At 72.2% G+C, this 26,820-nt stretch carries 22 protein-coding genes; 8 read left to right on the plus strand and 14 right to left on the minus strand.

Annotation, left to right across the window (positions count from 1 at the left end; all coding sequences use genetic code 11):
• Positions 1 to 118 precede the first annotated feature (118 nt).
• Positions 119 to 1,192 (plus strand): adenosine deaminase, encoded by a 1,074-nt coding sequence (locus ACFYPM_RS03375; protein WP_387190793.1) that lies wholly within the window; start codon positions 119 to 121, stop codon positions 1,190 to 1,192.
• 6 nt (positions 1,193 to 1,198) lie between these two features.
• Here ACFYPM_RS03375 and ACFYPM_RS03380 read toward each other — a convergent pair whose 3' ends face one another.
• Positions 1,199 to 1,492 (minus strand): hypothetical protein, encoded by a 294-nt coding sequence (locus tag ACFYPM_RS03380; protein WP_357241446.1) that lies wholly within the window; start codon positions 1,490 to 1,492, stop codon positions 1,199 to 1,201.
• Positions 1,493 to 1,995: 503 nt separating this feature from the next.
• Between ACFYPM_RS03380 and ACFYPM_RS03385 the strand changes: the two genes are divergently transcribed.
• The 4 genes from ACFYPM_RS03385 to ACFYPM_RS03400 all read left to right on the plus strand — a co-directional run bounded on the left by ACFYPM_RS03385 (position 1,996) and on the right by ACFYPM_RS03400 (position 7,091).
• A complete protein-coding gene (locus ACFYPM_RS03385) occupies positions 1,996 to 5,622 on the plus strand; it encodes a nitrate- and nitrite sensing domain-containing protein (protein WP_387190795.1) in 3,627 nt (1,208 codons plus the stop codon).
• Positions 5,619 to 6,023 carry a roadblock/LC7 domain-containing protein gene (locus tag ACFYPM_RS03390; protein WP_030329023.1) on the plus strand — a complete coding sequence of 135 codons (405 nt, stop codon included), beginning with the start codon at positions 5,619 to 5,621 and terminating at the stop codon, positions 6,021 to 6,023. The genes ACFYPM_RS03385 and ACFYPM_RS03390 overlap by 4 nt, the downstream gene beginning before the upstream one ends.
• Positions 6,024 to 6,121: 98 nt before the next feature.
• Positions 6,122 to 6,496 carry a DUF742 domain-containing protein gene (locus ACFYPM_RS03395; protein ID WP_124820399.1) on the plus strand — a complete coding sequence of 125 codons (375 nt, stop codon included), beginning with the start codon at positions 6,122 to 6,124 and terminating at the stop codon, positions 6,494 to 6,496.
• A gap of 1 nt (position 6,497) precedes the next feature.
• Positions 6,498 to 7,091: an ATP/GTP-binding protein gene (locus tag ACFYPM_RS03400; protein WP_007455465.1), complete on the plus strand. Its 594-nt coding sequence runs from the start codon at positions 6,498 to 6,500 to the stop codon at positions 7,089 to 7,091.
• Positions 7,092 to 7,346: 255 nt separating this feature from the next.
• On the opposite strand, the gene ACFYPM_RS03405 is transcribed toward ACFYPM_RS03400, so the two are convergent.
• Both ACFYPM_RS03405 and ACFYPM_RS03410 read right to left on the minus strand, forming a co-directional pair.
• On the minus strand, positions 7,347 to 9,824 hold the full coding sequence (locus tag ACFYPM_RS03405; RefSeq protein ID WP_387191450.1) for a transposase: 2,478 nt from the start codon (positions 9,822 to 9,824) through the stop codon (positions 7,347 to 7,349).
• Between the two features lie 39 nt (positions 9,825 to 9,863).
• The gene (locus ACFYPM_RS03410; protein WP_387190797.1) at positions 9,864 to 10,820 is read right to left on the minus strand and encodes a DNA primase; all 957 of its coding nucleotides are present in this window, start codon (positions 10,818 to 10,820) and stop codon (positions 9,864 to 9,866) included.
• 160 nt (positions 10,821 to 10,980) lie between these two features.
• Here ACFYPM_RS03410 and ACFYPM_RS03415 point away from each other — a divergent pair, with 160 nt between their 5' ends.
• On the plus strand, positions 10,981 to 11,322 hold the full coding sequence (locus ACFYPM_RS03415; protein ID WP_357241455.1) for a helix-turn-helix transcriptional regulator: 342 nt from the start codon (positions 10,981 to 10,983) through the stop codon (positions 11,320 to 11,322).
• A 166-nt stretch (positions 11,323 to 11,488) separates the two neighbouring features.
• Here the strand turns inward: ACFYPM_RS03415 and ACFYPM_RS03420 are convergent, their stop codons facing one another.
• The 10 genes from ACFYPM_RS03420 to deoC form a co-directional block, all read right to left on the minus strand.
• Positions 11,489 to 12,163 carry a permease prefix domain 1-containing protein gene (locus ACFYPM_RS03420; RefSeq protein ID WP_387190799.1) on the minus strand — a complete coding sequence of 225 codons (675 nt, stop codon included), beginning with the start codon at positions 12,161 to 12,163 and terminating at the stop codon, positions 11,489 to 11,491.
• Positions 12,164 to 12,232: 69 nt separating this feature from the next.
• Positions 12,233 to 14,116 carry a thiol reductant ABC exporter subunit CydC gene (gene cydC, locus ACFYPM_RS03425; RefSeq protein WP_387190801.1) on the minus strand — a complete coding sequence of 628 codons (1,884 nt, stop codon included), beginning with the start codon at positions 14,114 to 14,116 and terminating at the stop codon, positions 12,233 to 12,235.
• The gene (gene cydD, locus ACFYPM_RS03430; protein WP_387190803.1) at positions 14,113 to 15,789 is read right to left on the minus strand and encodes a thiol reductant ABC exporter subunit CydD; all 1,677 of its coding nucleotides are present in this window, start codon (positions 15,787 to 15,789) and stop codon (positions 14,113 to 14,115) included. Before cydD ends, cydC begins: the two co-directional genes overlap by 4 nt.
• Complete coding sequence (locus tag ACFYPM_RS03435) at positions 15,786 to 16,793, minus strand: cytochrome d ubiquinol oxidase subunit II (RefSeq protein WP_387190805.1); 1,008 nt, start codon at positions 16,791 to 16,793, stop codon at positions 15,786 to 15,788. The genes cydD and ACFYPM_RS03435 overlap by 4 nt, the downstream gene beginning before the upstream one ends.
• Before the next feature lie 19 nt (positions 16,794 to 16,812).
• Positions 16,813 to 18,066, minus strand: coding sequence for a cytochrome ubiquinol oxidase subunit I (locus ACFYPM_RS03440; RefSeq protein ID WP_387190807.1), 1,254 nt, complete (start codon positions 18,064 to 18,066; stop codon positions 16,813 to 16,815).
• Between the two features lie 443 nt (positions 18,067 to 18,509).
• Positions 18,510 to 19,415 (minus strand): M56 family metallopeptidase, encoded by a 906-nt coding sequence (locus tag ACFYPM_RS03445; RefSeq protein ID WP_387190808.1) that lies wholly within the window; start codon positions 19,413 to 19,415, stop codon positions 18,510 to 18,512.
• A gap of 10 nt (positions 19,416 to 19,425) precedes the next feature.
• Complete coding sequence (locus ACFYPM_RS03450; RefSeq protein WP_387190810.1) at positions 19,426 to 19,932, minus strand: BlaI/MecI/CopY family transcriptional regulator; 507 nt, start codon at positions 19,930 to 19,932, stop codon at positions 19,426 to 19,428.
• 274 nt (positions 19,933 to 20,206) lie between these two features.
• Positions 20,207 to 21,031, minus strand: coding sequence for an aldehyde dehydrogenase family protein (locus ACFYPM_RS03455; protein ID WP_387190812.1), 825 nt, complete (start codon positions 21,029 to 21,031; stop codon positions 20,207 to 20,209).
• On the minus strand, positions 21,024 to 22,454 hold the full coding sequence (locus tag ACFYPM_RS03460) for an aldehyde dehydrogenase family protein (protein ID WP_387190814.1): 1,431 nt from the start codon (positions 22,452 to 22,454) through the stop codon (positions 21,024 to 21,026). The genes ACFYPM_RS03455 and ACFYPM_RS03460 overlap by 8 nt, the downstream gene beginning before the upstream one ends.
• Positions 22,455 to 22,460: 6 nt before the next feature.
• Complete coding sequence (gene deoC / locus ACFYPM_RS03465; RefSeq protein WP_387190816.1) at positions 22,461 to 23,420, minus strand: deoxyribose-phosphate aldolase; 960 nt, start codon at positions 23,418 to 23,420, stop codon at positions 22,461 to 22,463.
• Positions 23,421 to 23,546: 126 nt separating this feature from the next.
• On the opposite strand from deoC, the gene upp reads away from it, so the two are divergent.
• Positions 23,547 to 24,179 (plus strand): uracil phosphoribosyltransferase, encoded by a 633-nt coding sequence (gene upp, locus ACFYPM_RS03470; RefSeq protein ID WP_357241488.1) that lies wholly within the window; start codon positions 23,547 to 23,549, stop codon positions 24,177 to 24,179.
• Positions 24,180 to 24,253: 74 nt separating this feature from the next.
• The gene (locus tag ACFYPM_RS03475; protein ID WP_387190818.1) at positions 24,254 to 24,931 is read left to right on the plus strand and encodes a GPP34 family phosphoprotein; all 678 of its coding nucleotides are present in this window, start codon (positions 24,254 to 24,256) and stop codon (positions 24,929 to 24,931) included.
• A 173-nt stretch (positions 24,932 to 25,104) separates the two neighbouring features.
• Here the strand turns inward: ACFYPM_RS03475 and ACFYPM_RS03480 are convergent, their stop codons facing one another.
• On the minus strand, positions 25,105 to 26,781 hold the full coding sequence (locus tag ACFYPM_RS03480; protein WP_387190820.1) for a phospho-sugar mutase: 1,677 nt from the start codon (positions 26,779 to 26,781) through the stop codon (positions 25,105 to 25,107).
• Between the last annotated feature and the right edge of the window lie 39 nt (positions 26,782 to 26,820).

Here is a 26,820-nt window from a genome sequence, read left to right on the forward strand (position 1 = left end):
CCGTGGTGCTCCCATGCCGCTCAGCCTATCTTTCGGTCACCGGTACCGACCCGCGCCCGTCGGGACCTGAAGCGACCTCCTCCACCCGGTCAGATCCCTCGCTGGCTAGGGTCTGAGGATGGTCGCAACTATCCGGTACGAGGACATTGTTAAGGTTCCGAAGGCGCTGCTGCACGACCACCTGGACGGCGGGCTGCGGCCGGCGACGATCGTCGACCTGGCCGCGGAGGTTGGCCACGAGCTGCCCACCACCGATCCAGAGGCGCTCGGACGCTGGTTCGCGGACGCCGCCAACTCGGGGTCCCTTGAGCGCTATCTCGAGACGTTCGCGCACACCGTGGCGGTCATGCAGACCCCGACCGCGCTGCGTCGGGTCGCCCGCGAGTGCGCACTGGACCTGGCCGCCGACGGGGTGGTCTACGCCGAGGTGCGCTTCGCCCCGGAGCAGCACCTGGAGCAGGATCTGACCCTGGACGAGGTCGTCGAGGCGGTGCTCGCCGGGTTCGCCGAGGGCACCGCCCAGGCCGTCGAGGCGGGCCTGACCATCCGGGTGGGCACACTGCTCACCGCGATGCGCCACGCGGCCCGCTCGCAGGAGATCGCGGAGTTGGCCGTGCGGCACCGGGACGCCGGGGTGGTCGGCTTCGACATCGCCGGCGCCGAGGCGGGCTTCCCACCCACCCGGCACCTCGACGCCTTCGAATACCTGCAACGGGAGAATTTCCACTTCACCATCCACGCCGGCGAGGCGTTCGGTCTGCCGTCGATCTGGCAGGCGATCCAGTGGTGCGGGGCGGACCGGCTCGGCCACGGGGTCCGGATCGTCGACGACATCGCCCCCGACGGCTCGCTCGGCCGGCTGGCCGCGTACGTCCGGGACAAGCGGATCCCGCTGGAGCTGTGCCCCTCGTCGAACGTACAGACCGGTGCGGTGGCCTCGATCGCCGACCACCCGATCGGCCTGCTGCGGGACCTGCGGTTCCGGGCCACCGTCAACACCGACAACCGGCTGATGAGCGGCACCTCGATGTCGCGGGAGATGTCGCTGCTGGTGGAGACGTTCGGCTACGGCTGGAAGGAGTTGCAGTGGTTCACCATCAACGCGATGAAGAGCGCGTTCATCCCGTTCGACGAGCGACTACGGATCATCGATGAGGTGATCAAGCCGGCGTACGCCGAACTGCTGGCCTGATCCCGCTCAGCCGTGCGGGTGGCCAGCGAGCAGGCCGGCCACCCGACGCAGCACCTCCCGGGCACGGGCCGCCTCCGCACCCAACCCGGTCTGCCGACGCAGCACCGCGGGCTCGGCCCGCAGCAGCGCCACACCGCGTCGGACCAGCACCCCAGGCGCCTTGCGCTGCTCGGACAGGTCGCGGGCCAGCCGGCGCAGGAAGGTCGCACCGCGCGGCCGGCGCAGCGCGTACGCCCCGGCGAGCAGCCCTCGGCGTCGGCACTCCTCGACAATCTCGGCCGCGAAGATCCCTTCGGCCACGAAAAGTGGCGATCCGGCGAGATCAAATGACCGGGTGGCCACCCGTCGATCTGCGCCGATCGCATAAACCGGCACATCGGCTCGACCCTCGCGAGCTAGTCGAGCAATGGTTTCCACCGCACTGGGGGCATCCCAGGACTGTGGTGATTCCCAATCCACCTGGTCGTTTTGTCGTGGCAACGTAGGGTCATCGCCGTCTTTGTAGAAGTCGTCCAAGCAGAGCACCGGTAAGCCGGTTTGCTGCGCTATGTACGACTTTCCGGACCCCGAAGGGCCGGCGAGCAGGACAACGCGGTGCGGATGTTCCATTACCTTCAGTTACTCCGGCCAGACGGACTGCTATCAAATCGCATCAACATCTCATCACACCTTCGGTAGGTGACAACCTGGGCTTTCTTCTTGTCGACGGGCGTGATGGAATCTCGGGGGTCCGACCCGCCGGGTCGGTCGCTGGGCGTTGCCCGGAGGCAACGCGTTCAAGCTGTAATCGCGAGGGCGGTGACGTGAGCAAACGGCCAAAGACGGCGGGCTCCTTCCTGTCGCGGCTGCGCCGGCCGGCCAGCCGGCTCCGGGACATGCCGATCTGGTCCAAGCTCGGTCTCATCATGATCGTGCCGACCATCGCCACGGTCGTGGTGGGCACCAGTGGTCTTGTCGACCACGTGGAGACGCTCAACAATGCCAACCGAGCTGGCGACCTGGCCAACCTGTCGAGTTATTCAGGTGACCTGGTCGACGCTTTGCAGGATGAGCGGACCGCCGCCGTGCTGCTGCTGGCTGCCGACGGAACGCAGCCGACGGCGCAGTACCAGGAGGCCTACAACCGGGTGAACTCCCGGGTGGACCAGGAAGCTGGCCCCTACCGGCAGCAACGCGCCGAGGTCGAGGACCTGCCGGCCAGCCTCGAGACGCTGCTCGACAGCATCGACCAGAACCTCCAGGACCTGTCCGGCGTCCGCAGTCAGGTGTTCAACGGCAAACTCGCGCTCACCGAGACCGTCCAGGCGTACGAGGGTCTGATCAGTGACCTGCTCGCCATCCGTGACTCGGCCACGCAACTCGCCGGCGACAACGACCTGAGCGACCGGATGCGCGCCGCCGCGGCGGTCGCCCGGGAGAAGGAGTTCCTCGCCGCACGCCGGGTCGTGGTGCACCGCGCGCTGGGCGTCAAGGGTGGTCAGCGACTGACCCCCGCGCTGCGCACCGACTACATCGCCAGTGGCACCGGCCAGCAGCAGGCGCTGCAGAGCTTCAAGGCCGTCGCCACCCCGGAGGACGCGAAGTTCCACGACCAGACGGTCGCGGGCGGCGACCGTCGGGAGGCCCAGAACTACACGGGCTGGATCGACGGCAACACCACCGGCGACATGCGCGGTGCGCCGTTCGGACCGGACCAGTGGGAGGCCGCCATGACGGCCAACGCCAAGCTGATCCGCGCTGTCGAGAGCAAGCTCGACGGCGAAGTGGTCACCGAGGCCGACACCCTCCGCTCCGACGTCCAGCGCCAGGTGTTCGTGGAGACCGGCCTGCTGCTCAGCATGCTGCTACTGGCCATCCTCTTCGCGTACCTGGTCGCCCGCTCGATGGCCCGCTCGCTGCGTGAGCTGCGGCAGGGTGCCCTGTCCGTCGCCCAGTACGGCCTGCCCCAGGCAGTGGCCCGACTGCGCGACCCGCAGGTCGTCGGCCAACTCTCCCCGGTGCAGCTGGCCAACCAGATCGCCGAGCCGCTGCCGGTCCGCAGCAAGGACGAGTTCGGCCAGGTGACCGAGGCGTTCAACGCGGTCCACCTGGAAGCCGTCCGCACGGCCGCCGAGCAGGCCGCGCTGCGCGCCTCCGTCGCGACCATGTTCGTCAACCTGGCCCGCCGTTCACAGATCCTCGTCGACCGCCTCATCGGGCACCTCGACCGGCTGGAGCGCGGCGAGGAGGACCCGGACCGGCTGGCGGAGCTGTTCCAGCTCGACCACCTCGCCACCCGGATGCGCCGCAACGACGAAAACCTGCTGGTGCTCGCCGGCGCCGACTCCACCCGCGTCCAGCGGGAGCCGGCCGCGCTCATCGACGTGCTGCGCGCCGCGCAGTCCGAGGTCGAGCACTACACCCGCATCGAGTTCGGTGTCATTGACCGCGACATCGAGGTCGCCGCGCACGCGGTCAACGACCTGGTGCACCTCGTCGCCGAGCTGTTCGACAACGCCACCGCGTTCTCGCCGCCCGACTCGCAGGTGATGGTCGAGGCCCGCCGGGTCGGCGACCGTTCCTCCCTCTACGTCGAGGACCGCGGCATCGGCATCAGCGCCGAGCAGTTGCAGGACCTCAATGAGCGGCTCGCGACGCCGCCGCAGGTGGACGTGGCGGTGTCCCGGATGATGGGCCTCGTCGTGGTCGCCCGGCTGGCGTCCCGGCACGGTGTCCGGGTCGAACTGCGCCCCGGCTCCGACCGCGGCACGGTCGCCGACGTGACCCTGCCCACCTCGGTTCTGGTGCCCCGGGCGCTCTCCGGCCGGGTGCAGCAGCCGCCGGCTCTGCCTGCGGCTGGCGGCCCCCAGCACGGTGGGCCGGCACCGGTCTTCGGCGCGCTGCCCGCACTGGGCAACCACCCGCGCTCCAGCGAGTCCGGCAACCAGGTCACCCTCGGCGGTCGCCCGTTCGAGCCCGCGTCGCGAAACGGTGCCGGCGTCCCCGCCAACACCGGTGCGTACGGTTCGATGCCGGCCTGGTCGGATCTGACCGGTGCGGCCGGGACGAACGGCGGCGACGGGTTCACCCCGCGGCCGGCCGGCGACGGGTTCACCCCGCGGTCAACCAACGGCCAGCCGATCGATCCGCTGCCGCAGCGCCGCTCCGGGGACGACACCCCGTCCACCGGCCAGCAGCCGTCAATTCCCCGGCAGTTGCCGAGCAGCCCCGAGACGCACCCGTACTCGGCGCCGCCGGTCTCGGCCCAGCCCTACCCCGGCGCGCCGGTCTCCGCCTCGCCGGCCTCGGGCCAGCCGTACTCCGGGCAGCCGTACTCCGGACAGCCGTACTCGGGCGCGCCGTACGGCGGTCCGCCGGTGTCCGCCGCCCCGGCCTCCGGTCAGCCGTACGGCGGTCCGCCGGTGTCGGCGTCACCGGTGTCGGCATCGCCGGCCTCCGGTCAGCCGTACCCGGGTCAGCCGTTCTCGGTGCCACCCGCCTCCAGCCAGTCGTTCAGCGGGTTCGCACCCCGATCCGCGCCACCGGCGCAGGCGCCCAGCGCCCCCGCACCGCCGGCCTGGCCGCCGGTTCCGGGCGGCGACCGGGACGCGGTGACGCCGCCGGTGCCCGAGCGGTTCGCCGCCGCTCTGGACATGACGACGGAGCTGCCGCGGGTGCCGCGACCCGGCGAGCAGCCGGCCGCCGCAGCCCAGCCGCCGGTACCGGCGCCCGCTCCGGCTCCGGCACCGCAGACCCGGCCGGCGCCGCAGCAACCGCAGGCGCAGAACCGGCAGCGGTACGCGGACGAGACGATGGAGCTGCCGATCTTCCGGGAGCTGGAGTCGGCCTGGTTCCGTACCCGTCGTCCGGGCTCGGAGGAGTCCGCGGCTGGTGCCCAGCCCAGCACGAACGGCGACACCGCGACCCAGCAGTTCGCCACGGTCGAGGCCACCGGTCGGACAGTCCACAAGACACCACCCGGGACGACAGGTAACACACCGATGGCAGACACTCCGATGGCCGGAGCAGCGCCGCGGGACAACGGCTCCACAGCGAGCGAGGGCACCCGCCCCAGCCTCGCCGAGAGCCTGCCGAACCGCCGGCCCCAACCGCAGAGCAACGGCTGGCAGACCGCAGCTGACGATGGCTGGCGTGCCGCCTCGGCAGCGGCCGGCGCGGTGCCGGTGAGCGAGACCACCACTACCGGCCTGCCGAAGCGCAAGCCGATGGCGCAGCTCGTGCCGGGTGCGGTGGAGAAGCCCGCCACCTCGGTCCAGCGCCGTTCCCCGGAGGCGGTCCGTGGACTGCTCTCCGCCTACCACCGGGGCGTGCAGCGAGGGCGTAGCACCTCGGACAACCCGACCAGCCCGGAGGCGACTCCGGGAGGGCAATCCTCGCAGTCTGGCTCAGGCCCGGTGGCCGGGAGCGGGCAGAAGGAGCAAGAAGGATGACAACTACGCAGGATCTTGGTTGGCTACTGGCCAACTTCGCCGACCGGGTGCCCGGCGTCGCGCATGCGGTCGCCGTCTCGGCGGACGGCCTACTCCTCGCGTCGTCACGGGATCTGCCGCGCGACCGGGCGGATCAGCTTGCCGCGATCTCATCGGGTCTGGTCAGCCTGACCCAGGGTGCAGCCCGCTGCTTCGAGGGAGGGGCGGTGTTGCAGACCGTCGTGGAGATGGACAATGGCTTCCTGTTCTTGATGTCCATCTCGGACGGATCGTCCTTCGCCGTGCTGGCCGCCCGTAGCTCCGACGTGGGCCAGGTCGGCTACGAGATGGCGCTGCTCGTCGACCGGGTGGGCGACGCGCTGACCCCGCAGCCGCGGGCGGCTGCGGGCATGCTGGGCTGACGCCTCGCCGATCGTGAGGTCGGCACGACTGCAACGACGACAACGACGGGTTTCACCGGTGGGAGCCGGAATCGGGTACGAAGGAGGTGAGCGGCGAGATGGCCGATCGTGACGAACCGACCGGAGCGTTGGTCCGTCCATACGCCGTGACCCGTGGTCGTACCCGTCCCCGGCTCGACATCGCGCTGGAGGCGCTCGTCGAGACGACGGTGCGCGGCCGCACCGCTGCCAATGGCAACGGTGGTGGCCGCGAACACCAGTACATCGCCGCGCTGTGTGACGGTCGTGTGCAATCGCTCGCGGAGATCGCGGCGCGGATGCAGCTCCCGCTCGGTGTGGCCCGGGTGCTCATCGCCGACATGGCGACGGACGGCCTGGTCGCGGTCCACGAGCCGACCATTTTGGACGACTCGGACGACGCGGTGGGCACTGAACTGCTGGAGAGGGTGCTGAGTGGACTTCGCAGGCTCTGACATGTCGCACCGCCCACCGAACCCGAGTGGGCGCGTGACGTCGGCGAAGATCGTTATCGCCGGTGGATTCGGCGTCGGCAAGACGACGCTGGTCGGCTCGGTCTCGGAGATCACGCCGCTGACCACCGAGGCCATCATGACCTCCGCCGGCGTGGGCGTCGACGACACCCGGCAGGTGCCGGGTAAGACGACGACCACGGTGGCTATGGACTTCGGCCGGATCTCGATCGACCGTGACCTGATTCTGTACCTGTTCGGTACGCCGGGTCAGACCCGGTTCTGGTTCATGTGGGACGAACTGGTCCGGGGTGCCATCGGTGCGGTCGTGCTGGTGGACACTCGCCGGCTGGCCGACTGCTTCGCGGCGATCGACTTCTTCGAGCACCGACGCCTCCCGTACCTGGTGGCGATCAACTGCTTCGACGGGATGCAGTACCACGACCCGCAGGACGTTCGGGACGCCTTGGCGATCTCGAGCGACGTGCCGGTGGTGGCGTGCGACGCCCGTAACCGGGAGTCGACGAAGCACGTGCTCATCTCGCTCGTCGAGTACGTGCTCACCATGCGCCGTACGCGCGCGGTGGCCCCGGCCTGATCGGGCACCGCAGGCCCGGTGGTGGCTCCGGCCGCCACCGGGCGTTTCGCCCTGCCCGTCGTGCTGCTCGTGCCGGGGGGCACCACACGCCGCCCTCCTGAGATCTGGAAGATGTCCGCCTCGCTTCGGGGCGTGTCTCTGCCGCGGTCTCTGAGGGGCGGCGTCTTCGTGTCCACCGGCCCGTCACGCTGACACGACCGCGCCCCCAGTCGACCGACTGGGGGCGCGATTCGTGTGGTGGAAGAGTGCTGACGGTCAGGACTGGTAGCCGGCGGAGCGGTACTCGTACTCCCGGTCGTCGTCACGGTCGCCGTGGTCGCGGCTGAAGTCCCAGCCGCCGGCTGCCTCGCGGCCCGGCCGACCGCCTACCGCGAAACCGCCGATCTCCTGCCCTCGACGCCAACCGCGGAAGTAGCCCGTGGTGTTCTCCGCGAGGCTTGCCGCATCACGCACTATCCGCAATGGGCGCTCCTCGCGCAGCGGGGACCCAGGGACCAGGTTGGCCTGTGGCACGCGCTTGGGCAGCCCGGCATTGGTCTCGGCACCCACCGCGGGGCGAGCTGCCTGCTCGGCGGCCTGCCACCCGGTGTCGGCCATCGTCGACCAGTCCAGGTCGGTCTCCTCGGCCTGCCCCACGAACCAGGCCGACTTGGCCTGCGCGAAGATCAGCAGGTCGCCGTCGCCCTCGTCGGCGACCGGTGGCGGCCGGTGCTCGACCGGCGGTGGCCGGTGCTCCAGCGGTGGAGGTCGGTGCTCCAGCGGTGGTGGCCGGTGCTCCATCGGGGGTGGTGGCCGGTGTTCGGTGGGTCGTGCGGCTGCCCGGCTGTTGCGGGCAGCCTGCTCCCGGTCGACCAACCGCAGCGGCGGCGTCTCCAGGTGCGGGTCCGCCGGCGGGTTGAGCCCCTCACGCAGCGCCCGGTCAGCGAGCGGCGGTGGCTCCACCAGCCGCAGCATGGGGGGCTCCTGAGGCAGGTCGTCCGCCAACCAGGGCGGGGTGACCCGACCGTCGGCGCGACCCGGGTCGGTGGCAGCGTCGATGCCTCGGCCGCCGCCGTAGGAGTAGGCCGCCGGGTTCTTCGGCGAACTGTCGGCCGGGTCCTCCGGGTTGTTGACGAGCGGCCAGTTGGCGCGGGAGCCGGGCGGTGCCGACTCCTGACCAGGCCGGGGCGTCGGCACCGGAATGCTGAGATCGGTGACGCTGAACCCGCCGGTCGGCGGGTCGTCGACCGGGCGCTGCAGGTGGCTCGGCCGGGGCTCGCCGTTGGTCTTCGGACGGGGTGGGATGACCGTACGCTGCCGTTCCGCGCGCGCGTGGTTGATCGCGGCGGTGGTCAGCGTCGGCCGGAACGGCTCACCGGCCTCTGCCGGGGGCACCAGGCCCCGCTGCGCGGGTGCGATCGGGGTGATCCCGGGCGGCGGGGGAGGCGGAGACGAGACCGGTCGGTTGGTCGGACCGTCGATCCGGTTGGAACTCTGCTCGGTGCGCCCGGGCAGCGTGGGCGTCGGCAAACCGGCCATCGCTGCCGGTGCCAACGGTGCGGGTGCCACCGGCGGAGGCGTGACCGGCGGTGGGGCGACCGGCGGCGGCCCGAGTGGACGGGGGGACGCCAGCGGTGCGTTACCGGGCATCGGCTCGGGTCGGCTGCGCCGCCCGACGGCGGGCGCGGGCTCGACCGCGGCCGGGGTGGGTCGGACCGACCGCAGACCGGCGCCGGTGCCGGCCAGGCCGGTAAGCCCCACGTTGTTGCCGGCCAGGCCGGTCAACTCGCCGACCGACTCGCCCCGACGGGCAGCGGCACGGCGCCCAGGCGCCTGGGCGGGCGTGCTGACCCGGGAGCCGAGCGCGCTCACCAGCGCCTCACAGCCCGCGTCACAGGCCCGCACGGCGGCGACGGCTTGGCGGACCGTCTCGGCCACCGCGGACGTGAGCGCCCGGTTGACCGCGGCGCGGCGCGGCGTCTCGGAGATGGCGACCCGCAGTGCGGTGACCGCCTCGTTGATCTCCTCGGCGTCGGCCACCCCGTCGGCGGCGAGGTGCGCGGCGATCGCATCCGCCGCGACCGACACCTCGCGGCCACGGGCGACGGTGCCGCCGAGCATGCCCGGCTCGGGCAGCGCGTCCAGCACCGCCAGCGAGACCGGCTCCGCCGGATCCGGGTACGCCCGCAGGGCAGCCGGGTAGAGCTCACGCAGCACCTCACGCAGCGCCACGGCGGCGGAGTGGCGACCGCTGGCCAGGGCGGCGTGCGCGGCGAGCACCTGCTTGTAGCCGGCGAGGTCCCGGGGTGCCGGCAGGGTGACCGCGGAGAGCGCGCCCGCCTGCAACGCGCGGGCCAGGCCGACGGCCCGTCGTTCGGCCGGAGGCGACTGCATCTCCTCCAACGAGTCGTCATCGGCGAACCGCTCGGCGAAGTCGTCCACCGAGTCGTCGTCGGCGATGGCCAAAGGTCGACCCGCCGCGCTCAGCAGCGAGGTGACCGTGTGGTCGTCGCTGTCGGCGGCGATGGCCGCACCGCTCGGCCCGCCTGACCGCTCCACGAGCAGCGCGACGAGCTGGGCGTAGCCAGCGGCGTCGTCGCTGATCTCGCGGACATGCAGCAGACGGCCTGCGTCGTCGACCACAGCGGACGTCAGCGTCGAACCGGCGGAGGCCGGTCGGTCAGCCGGATCCGCCGAGGCCAGACCGCAGTAAACGCGCACGAGCGCCACGGCGTCGTCCTCCTCCCGGGACAGGTCTTTCCTCTGCCAGCAACTGATGCTCCCCGGTACGGGTCAGTCGCGCCAGTCCACCACCGCAGAGATCTTGCCGACAATGGTGCGCCAACCCAAACTCGCGGTCTGCGCGCCGACCTTCTTCAGCCGCCGCCGACCCATGAACGCGCCGATCCCACCGTTGGCGGTGGCCCGCAGCGCCTCGTCCAGGTCGTCGAGGCTGGAACCGGCGGAGAGCATGTCCAGGACCGCAGGCAGCCGTAATGCGTACGAGATGTCACGTGCGATCTCGCCGGCCTCGATCAGCAGGGTCGAATCCCAGGCGTCGTGACCGCCGCGCAGGTTCTCCACGACCAGGTCGAGTTCGTAGGTGTCCTCGTCGAGTGGAGCGACGTCGGCCGGCTCCACCCGTTCGGCCAATTCATTCCAGCTGTCCAGTTGGGACAGATCGTTGGGAGCGCCGGACCGGATGAAACTGACCAACGACTCGGGGGTCTTGAACAGCAGCAGCTTGCCCCGGTTGCTGAGGAAGACCGGCACCTCCTCGTCGTCCTCGTCGTCGGCCTCGTCCGCGTCGGCCTCTTCCGCCTCGTCCTCGGCCTTGGCCGTGGTGGCGTCGCGTCGCGTCGACTCGTCCTCGTCGCTGTCGGCGAACTCGTCGGCCAGGTCCTCGTCGAGGATGACGACGGTCTCGTCGTCCTCCTCCTCGACGACCTGGCGGCGGGCCAGGAACGGGTCGTCCTGGTCGCGTTCGGTCACGTCGGTCGGGGTCAGCGAGCTGGCCGGCCGGTACGCCCGCAGCGTGAAGCCGGTGCCGGCGGGCAGGGCGATCTCCACCGGATCGATGCGCAGCTCGTCCCAGAGCGACCGGTCGACCGAAGCCGACGGGCGGTCGGTCTCCTCGGCCTCATCTGGCTCGGCCGCGCTGGTGGTGTCGTCGAGCTCGGGCTCGTCGGCGTCGGGCCGTTGGGGCGACTGGCGGGCCACGCTGACCTCCGTGTGCTTCGGGTTGCCCACCCGCCGGGGTCTCTGTCCGACGAGTGACTCTGGGCACATACCCTAGTCGGCGGCCCTGGGTGACCGATGCCCGCACCCCGGTGGCCGGCTGGCGCACGCTTTCGACCTGCTGGCGGCTGGCGCTGGCGAACGGGCCGATCGACAAGTAGCGTAGCTACGCATGAAGGCCCAGTCGTTGCACGGCCATCTCGACGCTCTGCTGCTCGCCGTGCTGGAGCAGGGCGAGCAGCACGGCTACGCCATCATCGAGGCGCTGCGTGAGCGCAGTGACGGCAGCCTGGATCTGCCCACCGGCACGATCTATCCCGCCCTGCGTCGCCTGGAACGCGCGGGGCACGTGGCGAGCACCTGGAGCACCGTCAACGGTCGGGAACGGCGGACGTACCAGCTCACCGACTCCGGCCGGCGCGCGCTGGCCGGAGAGCGCGCCGGTTGGCACGAGTTCCAGCTGACCGTCGGCCGGTTCCTCGATCCCGGCGGCCCACCCGTCACCCCGGCCTGACCCGGTCCGTCGACTTGGCGCGTCGGCCGGCCGGGCCGTGCCAGACACGGGCGAGAACGGGCCGTCGAACTGGCGTCGACCGGCCGGGCCGTGCCCGACGCGGGCGAGGGGCGCGGCCGGCGCAGGCCGGCATGGCCAGCGTGCGGGGTGGAGCAGGCGGCGCGGGTCAGCGGGCGACGGCCAGCAGCCAGCCGCGCGTCGCGCGGGTCAGCGAGAAGTACGCAGCGCCCACCAACACCGCGCCGATGATCATGGGTGGCCAGCTCAGTGCCGCCTCCCATAGGCTGAGGGACCAGGTGAAGAGGGCGCAGCCGGCCACCATGGCGAGCGCCAGCAGGCCGGTCAGGCCGGCGCCCACCGCGCGCTGCGCCACGAGCAGGCCCGGCCGTGTCGAGCGGGCGCTCGCCGCGACCACCAGCAGACCGGCCACCGAGAGCAGCAGCGTGCTCATCCAGATCCAGTCGACCGAGTTGGAGAGCAGCAGGTAACCGGCCGGCGGGCGAGGGCCGTCGCTCCAGCTCGCCCCACGCCAGGTCAGATCGCCGGCGGCCACCCCCACCCCGGCGACGGCCAGCATCCGCAGCGAGAGGCCCCGCAGCGCGCCCACCGCCAGCTCGGCCTGCCAGGAGGGGAGCAGTTGCGCCGGTGAGCCGAACTCGACCACCGCGCGGCGCTGTGCCTCCGTGGGCGGCACACCGCTCTCCTCGTACGCCTCGACGGCGTCCAACAGCCCGTGCCGGGCCTCGGTCAGCAGGTCGGACTTGAGTCGCGCCGGCCCCTGCAACCGGGCGGCCAGATCCCGCAGGTGCTCGTCGACAGACACATCCTCACAGCGCGGCATGCCACCACCCTGCCACGGACTCCGGAGCCCCGACGTCGGGGAGAACCCTGGTCCGTCCCCGAACCCCGGTCAGGGCGTGAGCGCCAGATAACCCCGTTCGGCCGCCGCCTGGAGCAGCCACTGGTCCCGGTACCAGCCGTCGGTGGCGACCAGCTCGGCGTGCCGACCGCGCTGGATCACCCGGCCGCTGTCGAGGACGACGATCTCGTCCAGCTCGGCGAGCCCGCTGAGCCGGTGGGTGATCAGCAGCACCGAGTGCCCGGCGGGGGTGGCGGTGAGTGCGGAGGCGAGCACCGTGTCCGCGGCGGACGGGTCCAGCCCCTCGGTGGGCTCGTCGAGTACCAGCACCGGCGGCGCCGCAAGCAGCGCCCGAGCCAGCGCCAGCCGCTGCCGCTGGCCGCCGGAGAGCTGCCCGCCCTCCTCGCCGACGAGCGTTTCCCACCCCGCCGGCTGGGCGCGTACCCACTCGAGCAGGCCGGCCGCCGCGGTGGCCGCGGTCAACTCCTCCTCGCCGGCCCCGGCCCGCCCGAGCAGCAGGTTCTCCCGCACCGTGGCATGAAAGACGTACGCCTCGGCGAGCAGCCCGCCGACCGCGCGGGGCAGAGCCTCCTCGGCGTACGCCGACAGGTCCCGACCGTTCAGCGTGACCCGGCCGGACACCGGCCGGACGGTGCCGGTCAGTACGGCGGCCAGGGTGCTCTTGCCGGCGCCGCTCGGGCCGACCACCGCGATCCTCCGCCCGGCCGGCAGGTCCAGGTTGACGCCGTCCAGGGCGGCTGCCGCGCCGGCCCGGTACCGCACGGTCACGTCGTCGAAGCGCAGCTCGAATGGACCGGTCAGGTCGGTGCTGCCATCGGTGGCCGGTCGGGTCGGCGGGTCGGCGTCGAGCAGAGTGGCCACCCGGGCCAGGGCGGGCCGCAGCTGTGTCCACTGTCGTGCCGCCGCGACCAGCGCCAGGGTCACCTCGACGGCGGCCAGCGCGCCGACGGCGAGGACGCCCACCAGCACCCCGGGTACGTCGGCGGCCAGCGCGGCCAGCACCACCGCCGCGGCGGTCAACCCGGCGGTCAGCACCCCGGCCGCGTCCACGGCGAACCCGGTGGCGGCCAGCCGTCGTTCCAGTCGGGCCAGCCGACCGGCGCGCTCCTCGGCGACGTGCAGCGCACCGTCGGTGGCCCCGAACGCGGCCAGGTCGGCAGCGCCGTGGGTGAGGTCGATCGCGTCGGTGGCCAGTGCGCCGCGCAGCGGGGCGACCTCGGCAGCGCTGCGGCGGGTGACCGCGGTGGCCAGTGCGGGCAGCGCCACGCCGGCGATCAGCAGGCCGACGGCGAGCGCTCCGGCGGCCGAGGGCGAGATCAACGCGGCCCCGGCGACCGCCAGCACACCGACCAGGGCCGCCGCCGAGCCCGGGACCAACACCCGCAGCAGCAGGTCCTGGACTGCCTCGACGTCGGAGACGAGCCGGCTCAGCACGTCTCCCGAGCGGTGTACGGCGCTGCGGCGGGCCGCGAGGGTGGCGAAGACCTGGGCCCGGACGTCGGTGATCATGCGGAGTACCGCGTCGTGCCCGGCGAGCCGCTCGGTGTAACGCAGCACGCCCCGACTGATCGCCAGCGCCCGGACCGCGACGATCGCCACGGTGAGCCGGTCCAGCGGGGGTTGACCGGCGGCGCTCATCAACAGCCAGGTGGCCGTGGCCATCAGGGCCAGCCCGGCGAACTCGGTGGCCGCCGCGAGCAGCCCGGCGCCGACCAGGCGGCCCAGGTAGGGCCGGGCCAGTCGCAGTACGGCCCGCTCGGCGGCGACCAGCCCGCCCGCTGCGGCGGCGGCGACCAGCCCGCCCGCTGCGGCGGCGTTGGCCTGTCTGTCCGCTGCGGCGGTGTTGCCCTGTCCGCCCGGCGCGGCGGTGGCCGGCGTCGTGTCTGCCGGGTCCGGCCCGGGTGCCGCGCTCATCGGGGCGCCTTTCCGGTCGGCTCGGGTGTCAACTCGGTGACCTGGCCGTCCTCGACGCGCAGGATCCGGTCGGCGTCGGCGAGCAGCGCCGGTCGGTGTGCGACAAGCAGCGCGGTCCGCCCGGCGACCAGACGGCGGGTGGCGTCGAGCACCACCGCCTCGGCGGCCGTGTCCAGCCGGGCGGTGGGTTCGTCGAGCAGCACCACAGGTGCGGCGCGCAGGAAGGCCCGCGCCAGGGCGACCCGCTGCCGTTGCCCGCTGGACAGTCCGTGGCCGCGTTCGCCGAGCAGGGTGTCCAGGCCGTCTGGCAGGCCGGTCACCACGTCGTCCAGGGCGGCATCGCGCACCGCCGCGGCCAGGATGTCGGGTGGGGTGTCCGGTGCGCCGAGCCGGATGTTGTCGGCCAGCGAGGCGGCGAAGAGATGTGCCCGCTGCGGTACCCAGGCGAGCTGCCGACGCCAGGCGTCCGGGTCGGCGGTGGCGAGGTCGACCCCGTCCACGGTGACCCGACCGCTGGTCGGGGTCACGAAGCCGAGCAGCAGACCGAGCAGCGTGCTCTTGCCGGCACCGCTGGGTCCGATGATGGCGATCCGTTCGCCGGGCCGGATGGTCAGGGTCACGTCCCGCAGCGCGGTGGTCCGCTCGTACGCCACGGTCACCCCCTCGAACCGGATCTCACGCCGGGCGTCGGGAGTGGTGGCGCCCTCGGCGGCGCGGGGCGCGGCGGGCGCGGCCGAGATGGTCAGCGCCTCGTCCAGCGCGGCGAGCCCCTCCATGCTGGCGTGGAAGCGGCTGCCGGCGGACCGCAACGGCAGGTACGCCTCCGGGGTGAGCAGCAGCACCAGCAGCGCGGTCTGTAGGGCCAACCCGCCGCCGAGCAACCGGATGCCGACCGGCACCGCGACAAGTGCCACCGAGAGGGTGGCGACCAGCTCCAGCACCAGCGCGGAGAGGAACGCGATCCGCAGCGTCTTCATGGTGGCGACGCGGTGCCCGTCGGCCATCCGGCGCACGACGTCGGTCTGTGCCCGGGCGCGCCCGAACGCGCGCAACGTGGGCAGCCCGGCGACCATGTCCAGGAAGTGGCCGCCGAGCAGGGACAGCCGCCGCCACTGCCGTTCGGTGGCGGCCTGCGCCTGCCAGCCGAGCAGTGCGCCGAAGACCGGGATCAGCGGCAGGGTCAGCGCGATGATCACCGCCGAACTCCAGTCGGCGAAGACGACCCGGGCCAGCACCGCCAGCGGCACCGTCACACTGAGCACCAGCTGCGGCAGGTACCCGGTGAAGTAGGCGTCCAGCGCGTCCAACCCGCGCCCGGCCAGGGTGGCGATCTCACCGGCCCGCTGCCCGGCCACCCAGCCGGGGCCGTGCCGGCCCACCGCGCCGAGCAGGTCGGCCCGCAGCGCGGCCTTGACCGTGGCGGCGACCCGCGACGAGACCGTGCCCTGGGCCCAGACCAGCGCCGAGCGGGCCGCGACCGCGATCACGAAGCCGGCCAACGCCTGCCGATCCAGCCGACCGTCGATGGCGGTGGCCAGCACCGACGCGAGCGCGGTGGCCTGCGCCACGATCAACCCGGCGGCGACCACACCCAGCAGCGCGAGCACAGCAAGATCGCGCCGGGCCGCGGGGACCCGGCGCAGCAGACGCGGGTCGAACGGACGGCGGCTCACCAGTACACCGGTGCCCTACCGTCGGTCCGTCCTCGAAAAACCCACCAGCACATCGCCTGGAAGCCTAGTAGAGCCGGAAGTAGCGGCAGCGCCACCCAGCCCAGCAGCCGCAGTGTCGGTGCGCTGGCGGCCGCGTCGGCCACCGTCAGCGAGGCGCCCGGGTCGGTCGTGGACACCAGCACGTAGGGCCAGAGGGCGGCGCCGACCAGCACCACCGGCAGCGCCAGGGCCGCGCCGGTGGCGACCAGAGCCCATCCCGGCCGCCGCCGCGCCAGCGCCGCGCGGGCCGCCAGCAGCGCCGCCACGAGGAGCACCGGCAGGAGTACGGCCAGCGTCGGCCGCTGGACCGCGTCGCGTACCCGGGCGGAGAGCAGGCCCACGACGGTGGCCAGCGCGACCGCGCTGAGTGCCACCGGCACCAGCCGGCGGGCCGTGCGGTCGAGCACGGCGGCCTCGGCGGCCGGCAGTCGCAGGTTGAGGAAGGTCGCACCGTGCAGGGCGACCAGGGCGACCATCGCCAGCCCGGCGGCGGCCGCGAACGGGGTGGCGAGGTGCGAGACCCCGGCGACGTGCCCGTCGGCCTGACGGGGTACGCCCTGGAGCAGCGCGGCGAGCACCACACCCCAGCCCAGCGCGGCGAGTGCGCTGCCGATCGTCACGATGCGGTCCCAGCGGGCGCGGATCCGCTCGTCGGCGTGCCGGCTGCGCAGTTGCACCCCGGCGGTGACCAGGATGACGCCGACCAGAGCGCCGGCGACGGCCGGATAGCAGCCGGCGAGCAGTTCACCCTCCAGTACCGGAAACGCGCCGAACAGGATGCCGACGGCGGCCACCAGCCACACCTCGTTGCCGAGGAAGAACGGGCCGAGCGCGGTGAGCGAGGCCCGCCGCCCGGCCGGGCTTCCGCCTCGCGCGAGCAGCAGTCCGACGCCGTAGTCGTAGCCGGCGAGCACCAGATAGCTGGCGAAGAAGAGGCCGAGCAGGGCGTACCAGGCGAGGTCCACGGTCTTCTCCTTGCGATCCTCAGACGAGTGCGGGTTCGGGACAGGCCGGCTCGCCGGGCGGCAGCGGCGGGCGGCCGAGCGCCGGGTCGACCGCGCCGCGTTTCGCGTACCTGGCGAGCAACACCCAGTTGGTGACGGCGAGGGCCCCCAGCAGCAGGCTGAAAGCGACGAGCGAGGCCAGCATCACCGGGGCGCCGACCGGGGAGACTGCCTGCTCGGTGGGGAGCAGCCCGTACGCCACCCAGGGCTGCCGGCCCACCTCCCGGGAGATCCAGCCGAGGATCACCGCGACGAACGGCAGCGGCAGGGCCAGCAGGATCAGCCAGAGCGGGAAGCGCAGCCGGACGATCCAGTCGCGGAAGAGCAGGGGCAGCAGCAACCAGAGACAGCCGAGCGTGAGTCCGGTCAGGATCATGAAGCCCAGCCCGACGCTGGCCAGCACCGGTGGGGTGTAGTCGCCGGGGCCGAACCGGGCGGTCCACTCGGTGATCTGCGCCTGGGCCTCCGGCCCGTTGCCGCCGAACTTGGTCGGCTGCGCGCTGCCGACCGGACCGAACTGGGCGAAACCGAAGCCCTGCACCAGGCTGATCGCCAACGCCGAGGTGACCAGGCCGATCCGCAGCGACGTGCGGAAGAGCGCGAAGTCCGGGGTACGCCGGATCAGGTGCCACGCGCTGACCGCCGCCATCAGCATCCCGCCGATCAGTAACGCGGCCGACACCACGTGCCCGAACGCCATGCCGAGGGTGGGGTTGGTGAGGAGCGCGCCGAAGTCGGTGAGGTGGGCGATCCCGTCGCGTACCTCGTAGCCGACCGGGTTCTGCAACCAGGAGTTCGCCACCATGATCCAGAAGGCCGACGCGTACGCCGTGATCGCCACGCCCCACAGCAGGGCGAGGTGGACACCCTTGCGGAGCCGGTGCCAGCCGAAGATCCACATCCCGAGGAACGTGGACTCCAGGAAGAACGCCACAAGCGTCTCGATGGCCAGCGGCGCGCCGAAGACGTTGCCGACGTAGCGCGACAGGCCACTCCAGTTCAGCCCGAACTGAAACTCCATCACGATGCCGGTGGCGATGCCGAGCACGTAATTGATCACGTAGAGCTGGCCCCAGTAACGGGTCAGCCGCTCCCACTTCGGGTTGCCGGTGAGCACCCAGGCGGTCTGCATCCCGACCAGCAGGGTGACCAGCCCGAGCGTGACGACCACGAACAGGAAGTGGATCGAAGTGGTGGTGGCGAACTGCAGGCGGGCGAGGAGCAGGGTGTCCATGGCCGGCTCTCCGTAGTGTTGGTTCCCTTGTCGTAGCCACCCTACACGTAGTTTCTCTACATGTCTGACTACTACACGGTGTCGTAGGCAAGTCTACGACACCGTGTAGTAGGTGTGCGGCCGGCAAGGTCGCGCAGGCGGGGCGTGGGCGTGCTGGCCGGGCAGAGCCGCGCTTTCAGCGCCCGTCGGGCGGGCTGGCCCGCGCACACTCGCGCTCAACCCCACAAAATCGCGCCCGGACGCAGTGGTCCCAACGGCCATGGATGCCACTACATCCCGGACACCGCCGTCCGCCGTCAGGCGCAATGACTGGTTCGTCAACCCAAGCCTGCATTGCGATCTTGCACTTTCTGCCCCGACATTAGGCTGCATTAACGCTTAAATCGGCGACAGAAAGTGCAAGATCGGCGCGATCTTCGGGTCGGGGTGCGTGGGGCCTGGGGTCAGCTCAGGAAGAGAGTGATCGGGAGGGCGACCAGAGTGGTGGCGACCGCGAGCGCGGTGGCGCCGAGCACCCGGGGTGGCCGGTCGCTGACCAGGAGACGCTGGACGCGTACGTCAAGATCGCGGTCGCCCATGCCCAGCGCGCCCGTCGGGGTGATCCGGTGACCAGCGGCGGCGAACCGGCGCAGCGCTCCCGCCAACGGCGCCTCGGCGTGCAGCTCGCGGGCCTTGTCGTCGGCCCGCATCTCGACCAGGAGGGCGACCCGCTCGTGCGCGTCGCGGACCCAGGCGAACCACGGCAACGCGCGGCACAGCGCGGTGAACGGCAGCAGCACCAGGTCGTGCCGCTCGTGGGCGTGCGCGCGCTCGTGGCTGAGCACCGCGGCCAACTCGGCCCGATCCAGCAGGTCCAGCGTGCCGGCGCTGACCACCACCTGCGGCTTGACCCCGGGCAGGCAGTACGCGGCGGCACTCGGATGGTCCAACACCAGCGCGCCGGGCGCGGCTGGATCGTCCCGGGCGACCAGGGAGAGCAGGTCCCGGTGCCGGCGCTGGGCGCGTACGGTGCCGTGGATGCTGCGCGCGGTGGTGGTGACCAGCACCGCACCGATGCCGAAGCCCACCCCGACGCCGGCAAGGTGGAAGGTGCTCATCCCGGCTGGCAGGGTGCCGTGTCCGAGGTCGTTGGCGAGGGCGAGCAGTGCGCTTCCGGTCGGCAGGTCGTACGTGCTCAGCCCGAGCGCCATCGGCAGGCCCATCGCGGAGAGCCCGAGCGCCAATCCGACGGCCTGCCAGCAGATGATCGCCACCCGGGGGCTGCGCCACGTCCAGGTGGAGCGGGCCAGCACCTGAGCCGTCAGATAGCAGGCCAGCATGGTGGCGGCGAAGTGCACGGCGTAGGCCATGGCGCTCGCCCTACCGCTCCGCTGCCTCGCCGGCAGGTCGCCGGCCCGCCGGCCCGTTTACCCGGTCGGTCAGTTCGGCGTCCGACCCGGCCGGGCTCGACCCGTCTGGTCCGGCGACACCCGTGCCACCGGCGGTGGTGTCCGGCCCGGTGGGGCCGGACTCGTTGACCAGCGCTGCGCGCAGCACCTCGGCCTCGGTGCCGGTGACCGAGCGGGCGAAGCGCACCAGCGCGGCGTCCCGGCTGCCGCCCAGGTCGAGGGCGTCAAGCATGAGTTGGGCGATGTGCGCCTCGCGGCTGGCCGCTGGCCGGTACCGCCAGGCCCGACCTTCGCGCTCGCGCTGCACCATGCCCTTGCCGGCGAGCCGGTCCAGCACGGTCATCACCGTCGTGTACGCCAACTCCCGGCCATCGAGCGCGTCGGCGACCTCGCGCACGGTCACACCATCCGACGTGCCGGGGACCACGTCCCACAACACGTCCATCACCGCACGCTCAAGATCGCCCAACCGAGTCACACCGCAATCCTACCCCCGGTAGTAGACCGCCACCCCTCCCACCTCTCCCTAACGGTGATCATGAGGATGGCCGGGCCGAGCGAGATCAAAACGCCGTCAACCCAGCGAAGACCGGCGGACTGGCAATCCAACCCGAGGCAGAACCCGTGAGCTGACCCACCCGACGATCCCGGCCCAGGTCAGGTTTTCCGGGGGAGCCCGCCCACGCAGGGATCAAGCCTGACCGCCCGGAGTGGGCGGGCTCCCCCGGAAAACCACAAGGCCGAGTGCCGACTCACACCCCCTTGGGGTGCCACACCGTCTTCGTCTCCAGCAGGACTGTCATCCGGCCCACACCCGGGTCGGTCGACCAGTCGTGGTCGGCGGGCGCCGGTCGGAGCACCCGCTTGAGGTTCTCCGCCGCCTTGACCTCAAGGTCGGTGGCGAGCGCGGCGTCGGTGACCCCGGTCAGGTCGATCGCGTTGACGTCCATGTGCGCGGCCAACGCCGGCGCGGTCTCGGTGATCGCGCCGGTGAGGATGTTGACCACCCCGCCGGGCAGGTCGGAGGTGGCCAGCACCTCGGCCAGTGTCACCGCTGCCAGTGGCTCCGACGGGGACGCCGCCACCACCACCGTGTTGCCGCTGACGATCGCCGGGGCGATCACGCTGACCAGGCCGAGCAGCGCCGGGCGTTCCGGGGCGACCACCGCGACCACGCCTGTCGGCTCGGGCGCGGAGAGGTTGAAGTACGGGCCGGCGACCGGGTTGGCGCCGCCGTACACCTGGGCGAGCTTGTCGGCCCAGCCGGCGTACCAGACCCAGCGGTCGACCGCGGCGTCCACCTCGTCGCCGGGGATGCCCAGGGCGACGAACTGCTCGCGGCGGCCCTCCAGCATCTCGGCGGCCCGGTAGAGGATCTGACCCCTGTTGTACGCGGTCGCGCCGGCCCAGCCCTTCACGGCGGCGCGGGCGGCGACCACCGCGTCCCGGGCGTCCTTGCGGGAGGCCAGTGACACATTCGAGGACTGCACGAGATACGACCGTCCCGACTCGCTGCGCGGGAACTTCCCGCCGATGAAGAGCTTGTACGTCTTGCGTACGGCGACCCGCTCAGACATTGAGGTACCCCTCCAGCCCGTGCCGGCCGCCCTCGCGACCGTAGCCCGACTCCTTGTAGCCGCCGAACGGCGAGGTGGGGTCGAACTTGTTGAACGTGTTGGCCCAGACCACGCCGGCGCGCAGCCGGTCGGCCGTCCACAGGATGCGCGAGCCCTTGTCGGTCCAGATGCCGGCCGACAGCCCGTACGGCGTGTTGTTGGCCTTCTCGACGGCCTCGGCCGGCGTGCGGAAGGTGAGCACCGAGAGCACCGGGCCGAAGATCTCCTCGCGGGCGATCCGGTGGGCCTGAGTCACCCCGGTGAAGATGGTGGGCGCGAACCAGAAGCCCCGGTCGGGCAACTCGCACGGCGCTGACCAGCGCTCGGCGCCCTCGGCGGAACCGGCGTCGGACAGTTCGCGGATCCGCTCCAACTGGGCAGCCGAGTTGATCGCGCCGACGTCGGTGTTCTTGTCCAGTGGGTCGCCGACGCGCAGTTGGGCCATCCGCCGCTTCAGCGACTCCAGCACCCGGTCGGCCACGTTTTCCTGCACCAGGAGGCGGGAGCCGGCGCAGCAGACGTGCCCCTGGTTGAAGAAGATGCCGTTGACGATGCCCTCGACGGCCTGGTCGATGGGCGCGTCGTCGAAGACGATGTTGGCGGCCTTGCCGCCCAGCTCCAGGGTCAGCTTCTTGCGGGTGCCGGCGACGGACCGGGCGATGGCCCGGCCGACCTCGGTGGAGCCGGTGAAGGCGACCTTGTCCACGCCGGGGTGCTCGACCAGGGCGCGGCCGGTGTCGCCGGCGCCGGTGATGATGTTGACCACACCGGCCGGCAGGTCGGCCTGCTGGCAGATCTCGGCGAACAGCAGCGCGGTGAGCGGGGTGGTCTCGGCCGGCTTCAGCACCACCGTGTTGCCCGCGGCGAGCGCTGGGGCGATCTTCCACGCCAGCATGAGCAGCGGGAAGTTCCACGGGATGACCTGCGCGGCGACGCCGATCGGCCGCGGGTTGGCGCCGAAACCGGCGTGCGGGAGCTTGTCCGCCCAGCCGGCGTAGTAGAAGAAGTGCGCGGCGACCAGCGGCAGGTCGACGTCCCGGGACTCCCGGATCGGCTTGCCGTTGTCCAGCGACTCCAGGACGGCCAGCTCGCGGGAGCGCTCCTGGATGAGCCGCGCGATCCGGTACAGGTACTTCGCGCGGTCGCGGCCCGGCATCGGGCCCCAGACCTTGTCGTAGGCCTTGCGGGCGGCGCGCACCGCGCGTTCCACGTCCTGGGCGCCGGCCTCGGCGATCTCGGCCAGCACCTCCTCGGAGGCGGGGTTGATCGACTTGAAGCTGCCACCGTCGGCAGGGTCGACGAACTCGCCACCGATGTACAACCCAGAGGCGTTTTTGATTTCCACCACCGAGCGGGACTCGGGGGCGGGGGCGTATTCGAACATCGGCTATCAGTCCAGGGTGAAGTAGTCGGGACCGGAGTAGACGCCGGTCGTCAGCTTGGTGCGCTGCATCAGCAGGTCGTTGAGCAGGCTGGACGCGCCGAAGCGGAACCAGTCCGGGCCGAGCCAGTCCGGGCCGACGGTCTCGTTGACCATCACCAGGTACTTGATCGCGTCCTTGGTGGTCTTGATGCCACCGGCGGGCTTCACACCCACCTGCCGCCCGGTCGCCTCGCGGAAGTCGCGGACCGCTTCCAGCATCACCAGGGTCACCGGCATCGTCGCCGCGACCGGGACCTTGCCGGTGGAGGTCTTGATGAAGTCGCCGCCGGCCAGCATGGCCAGCCAGGAGGCGCGGCGCACGTTGTCGTAGGTGGCCAGCTCGCCGGTCTCCAGGATCACCTTGAGGTGGGCGTCCCCGCAGGCCTCCTTGGTGGCCACGATCTCGTCGTAGACCTCCTGGTAGCGCCCGGACAGGAACGCGCCCCGGTTGATCACCATGTCGATCTCGTCGGCGCCGGCCGCCACGGCGGCCCGGGTGTCGGCCAGCTTGATCTCCAGCGGTGCCTGACCCGACGGGAACGCGGTCGCCACGCTGGCCAGGTGCACGGCAGACCCGCGCAGCACCTCGGCGACGTACGGGACCATCGCCGGGTAGACGCAGACCGCGCCGACGTGCGGGCAGGACGGGTCGGCCGGGTCGGGTCGCAGCGCCTTCGCGGCGAGCGCGCGCACCTTGCCCGGGGTGTCCGCCCCTTCCAGGGTGGTGAGGTCGACCATCCGGATCGCCAGGTCGATGGCCTGGGCCTTGGCGGTGGTCTTAATGGATCGGGTGCCGAGCTGTGCCGCCCGCTGCTCCGCGCCGACCTGGTCCACACCCGGTAGGCCGTGGAGGAAGGTCCGCAGAGCGGTCTCGGATCGTCCCAGCTCGGAGAGCTCCGACCGGGCCGACGTCGTTGTCGCCGTCATGCCCCGAAGTCTACGCGCCGGAGCGTCACGTGATCTTGATCACAGCGGTGCGCCGGACGTGAGCGGCGTCGCTGGTCCGACCGCACCCGCACCGCCATGCCGTACGGACCGGTAGGTTGAGCGATCGTGGACGTACACGTCATTGACCACCCGCTGGCCCAGTCGAGACTGACCGCCATGCGGGACGCGCGCACCGATTCCTCGACGTTCCGGGCGGCGCTGCACGAACTGACCACCATGCTGGTGTACGAGGCGGCGCGCACCTTCCCCGTCGAGCGGTACCCGGTGCAGACGCCGGTCACCGGCACCGAGGGCACCCGGCTGGCCAACCCGCCGCTGCTGGTCCCGGTGCTGCGGGCCGGACTGGGCATGGCGGACGCCGCGCTCGGCCTGCTGCCGGAGTCCTCGATGGGCTTCGTCGGCCTGGCCCGCGACGAGGAGACCTACGAGCCACGCGCGTACATGGAGTCGTTGCCCCGCGACCTGGCCGGTCTGCCGGTGCTGGTGCTCGACCCGATGCTGGCCACCGGTGGCTCGCTGGAGCACTCCTGTCGGCTGTTGGCCGACCGCGGCTGCACCGACATCACCGTGCTCTGCGTGCTCGCCGCGCCGGTCGGCATCGAGCGGCTGGAACGCTCTGGTCTGCCGTTGCGCCTGGTCACGGCCTCGATCGACGAGGGGCTCAACGACCGCATGTTCATCGTCCCCGGGCTCGGGGACGCCGGCGACCGCCAGTTCGGCGGCATGCCCCGGTTCTGAGGGCGGTACCCCGGTCGGTGCCGGGTCGGGCGGGTTCGTGCGCGGTGTGCACGGACCCGCTAGCGTCTCCGGCCATGACTGGTGTTGCGCTCGCCGAGGAGCTGCTGCTCCTCGCCTACGACGACACGACCGGCAAGGCAACCATGCCGCGAATCAGCCTGGACCTGGGCATGGCCGCCGCGGTGCTGGTCGAGCTGGCCCTGGCCGGCCGGATCGCGTACGCCGACGGATCGTTGGCAGTGATCGACCCGACGCCCACCGGCGAGCCGGTCGCGGACGAGGTGCTGGGCCGGGTCGCGGCCGACACCCCGCACAGCCCGGCTTCCTGGGTGCAGCGCCTGCGGCACGGCCTGCGGGACCGAATTCTCGGCGACCTGTGCAGCCAGGGTGTCGTCCGCGACGTGGACGAGACCGAGTTGGGCTTCATCCACGTGCACCGCTACCCCGTCGTGGACGCCACGGTGGAGGCGGAGACCCGGCAGCGGCTGGCCGAGGCGCTGACCGGCGCGGCGGCCCCGGACGAGCGGACCGCCGCGCTGGCCACCCTGGTCGTGGTGCTGCGGATGGAGTCCGCGCTCGGGGTGGACGGCGAGACCGCCGCCGACGCGCGCCGCCGGCTGGAGGAGATCGCCACCGGCGCCGGCTTCTCCGGCGAGGTGAGCACCGACGACTCGGTGGTCCGTCCCTCGGTCGGCCTGGTCGTCGCCGCCCTGGGCCGGGCCGTCGACCAGGCCCTCGGCCCCCGCCGCTGACCCCGCCGGGCGGTCCTCGGAGGATGCGACCAGGCGTCGGCCCCTGCTGCTTGCGTCCTTTGCTCTGCTTCAACGGAGGCAACACTTCAGGCCCGTTTTCGTAGCGTGGGTTGAAGCAGAGCAAAGGACATGCAGGAGGCGGCCGGGTGGTCGTGCCCGGTGCGGCCCGCTGGTCAGAGTCCCAGAGCCACGGCGATCTCGGTGCGCAGCTGCGCGGTCGCCGACTCCGCGCGGACCCGGGCCGCGGCGACGTCGCGGTCGGGCACCGGCTCCACCACCTCGAGGTACGCCTTGAGCTTCGGCTCGGTCCCGGATGGGCGGATCACCACTCGGGCCACCGCAGTCCGCAGGATCACCACGTCCGACTCGGGTAGCAGGTCCCGCACGCTGTCGACCGGCTGCCCGAGCAGGGTGGTCGGGGTGGCCGCCCGGATCCGGGCCATCGCGTCGGTGATGATGCGCAGGTCGTCCACCCGGGCGGAGAGCTGGTCGGTGTGGTGCACGCCGAACTCGGCGGCCAACTCGTCGAGTCGGTCGGTCAACGTGCGGCCCTGCGTCTTCAGGCCGGCGGCCAGCTCGGCCACGGTCAGCGCCGCGGTGATGCCGTCCTTGTCCCGTACGTGCTCCGGGGCGACGCAGTAGCCGAGCGCCTCCTCGTAGCCGAAGACCAGCGGTGCGCTGCCGCCGCCGGCCCGCACGATCCACTTGAAGCCGGTGAGCGTCTCGTCGTAGGGCAGGCCCCGGGCCGCGCACATCGCCCGCAACAGTGACGACGACACGATCGTGGTGGCGTAGAGCCCGGTCACCCCACGGCGCATCAGGTGGTCGGCGAGCAGTACGCCCACCTCGTCGCCGCGCAGCATCCGCCAGCCCCGCCCGCCGCCCGTGCTGTCCCGGACGACCACCGCGCACCGGTCCGCGTCCGGGTCGTTAGCGATGGCGAGATCCGCGCCGGTGGAGTCGGCCAGCGCGATCAACCGGTCCACCGCCCCCGGCTCCTCCGGGTTGGGGAACGACACGGTGGGAAACGCCGGGTCCGGCTCGGCCTGGTCGGGCACCACACCGGGCACCGGGAAACCGGCGCTGGCGAAGGCGGCGGTGAGCACCGCCGCGCCCACCCCGTGCAGCGGCGTGTACGCCACGGTCAGGTCCCGGGGTCCGTCCGGGTCGATCACCGCGGTGGCCCGTTCCACGTACGAGGCGACCAGGTCGTCACCGAGCACCTGCCCGGGTGGACCCAACGGCACCTGGGTCAGTGGGCCGACCGTCCGGATGGCCGCCTCTATACCGGCATCGGCGGGCGGCACGATCTGCGCGCCGGCACCCAGCTCACCGCCCAGTTCCGCGCCGAGGTAGACCTTGTAGCCGTTGTCCTGGGGCGGGTTGTGGCTGGCCGTGACCATCACTCCGGCGACCCCGCCGAGCTGGCGTACCGCGTACGCCAGCACCGGGGTGGGCAGTGGGCGGGGCAGCAGCAGCGCCGGCCGGCCCGCCCCGGTGGCCACCTGGGCGGTGCGTTCGGCGAACTGCCGGGAGCCGTACCGGGCGTCGTACCCGATCACCAGAGGGCCGGTGCCACCCTGGGCCGCGAGCCAGCCGACCAGGCCGGCAGCGGCCTGGGTGACCACGGCGAGGTTCATGCCGTTCGGGCCGGCGCGCAGCGGGCCGCGCAGGCCCGCGGTGCCGAAGGTCAGCGGACCGGCGAACCGGTCGGCCAGCTCCGGGGCGCTCGCCGGCAGCCGGTCGAGCACCGCCGTCAGCTCGTCCCGGCTGGCCGGGTCGGGGTCGTCGGCCAGCCAGCGCCGGGCTTGCTCGCGAATGTCGTCGATGTCAGTGGTGTCCGCCGCCATGCCTCTTGATAGCACGGCGGAGGATCACCGCTGTCGGTT

This window comes from Micromonospora sp. NPDC005203 (assembly GCF_042872705.1).
In the GTDB taxonomy this organism is placed as follows: Bacteria; Actinomycetota; Actinomycetes; order Mycobacteriales; family Micromonosporaceae; genus Micromonospora.

Coding starts and splice junctions, on each gene's coding strand:
- ACFYPM_RS03375 (WP_387190793.1), top strand. CDS start 119: ATGGTCGCAACTATCCGGTACGAGGACATTGTTAAGGTTCCGAAGGCG.
- ACFYPM_RS03390 (WP_030329023.1), top strand. CDS start 5,619: ATGACAACTACGCAGGATCTTGGTTGGCTACTGGCCAACTTCGCCGAC.
- ACFYPM_RS03395 (WP_124820399.1), top strand. CDS start 6,122: ATGGCCGATCGTGACGAACCGACCGGAGCGTTGGTCCGTCCATACGCC.
- ACFYPM_RS03400 (WP_007455465.1), top strand. CDS start 6,498: ATGTCGCACCGCCCACCGAACCCGAGTGGGCGCGTGACGTCGGCGAAG.
- ACFYPM_RS03415 (WP_357241455.1), top strand. CDS start 10,981: ATGAAGGCCCAGTCGTTGCACGGCCATCTCGACGCTCTGCTGCTCGCC.
- ACFYPM_RS03420 (WP_387190799.1), bottom strand. CDS start 12,163: ATGCCGCGCTGTGAGGATGTGTCTGTCGACGAGCACCTGCGGGATCTG.
- cydC (WP_387190801.1), bottom strand. CDS start 14,116: ATGAGCGCGGCACCCGGGCCGGACCCGGCAGACACGACGCCGGCCACC.
- ACFYPM_RS03440 (WP_387190807.1), bottom strand. CDS start 18,066: ATGGACACCCTGCTCCTCGCCCGCCTGCAGTTCGCCACCACCACTTCG.
- ACFYPM_RS03445 (WP_387190808.1), bottom strand. CDS start 19,415: ATGGCCTACGCCGTGCACTTCGCCGCCACCATGCTGGCCTGCTATCTG.
- ACFYPM_RS03455 (WP_387190812.1), bottom strand. CDS start 21,031: ATGTCTGAGCGGGTCGCCGTACGCAAGACGTACAAGCTCTTCATCGGC.
- ACFYPM_RS03460 (WP_387190814.1), bottom strand. CDS start 22,454: ATGTTCGAATACGCCCCCGCCCCCGAGTCCCGCTCGGTGGTGGAAATC.
- deoC (WP_387190816.1), bottom strand. CDS start 23,420: ATGACGGCGACAACGACGTCGGCCCGGTCGGAGCTCTCCGAGCTGGGA.
- ACFYPM_RS03475 (WP_387190818.1), top strand. CDS start 24,254: ATGACTGGTGTTGCGCTCGCCGAGGAGCTGCTGCTCCTCGCCTACGAC.
- ACFYPM_RS03480 (WP_387190820.1), bottom strand. CDS start 26,781: ATGGCGGCGGACACCACTGACATCGACGACATTCGCGAGCAAGCCCGG.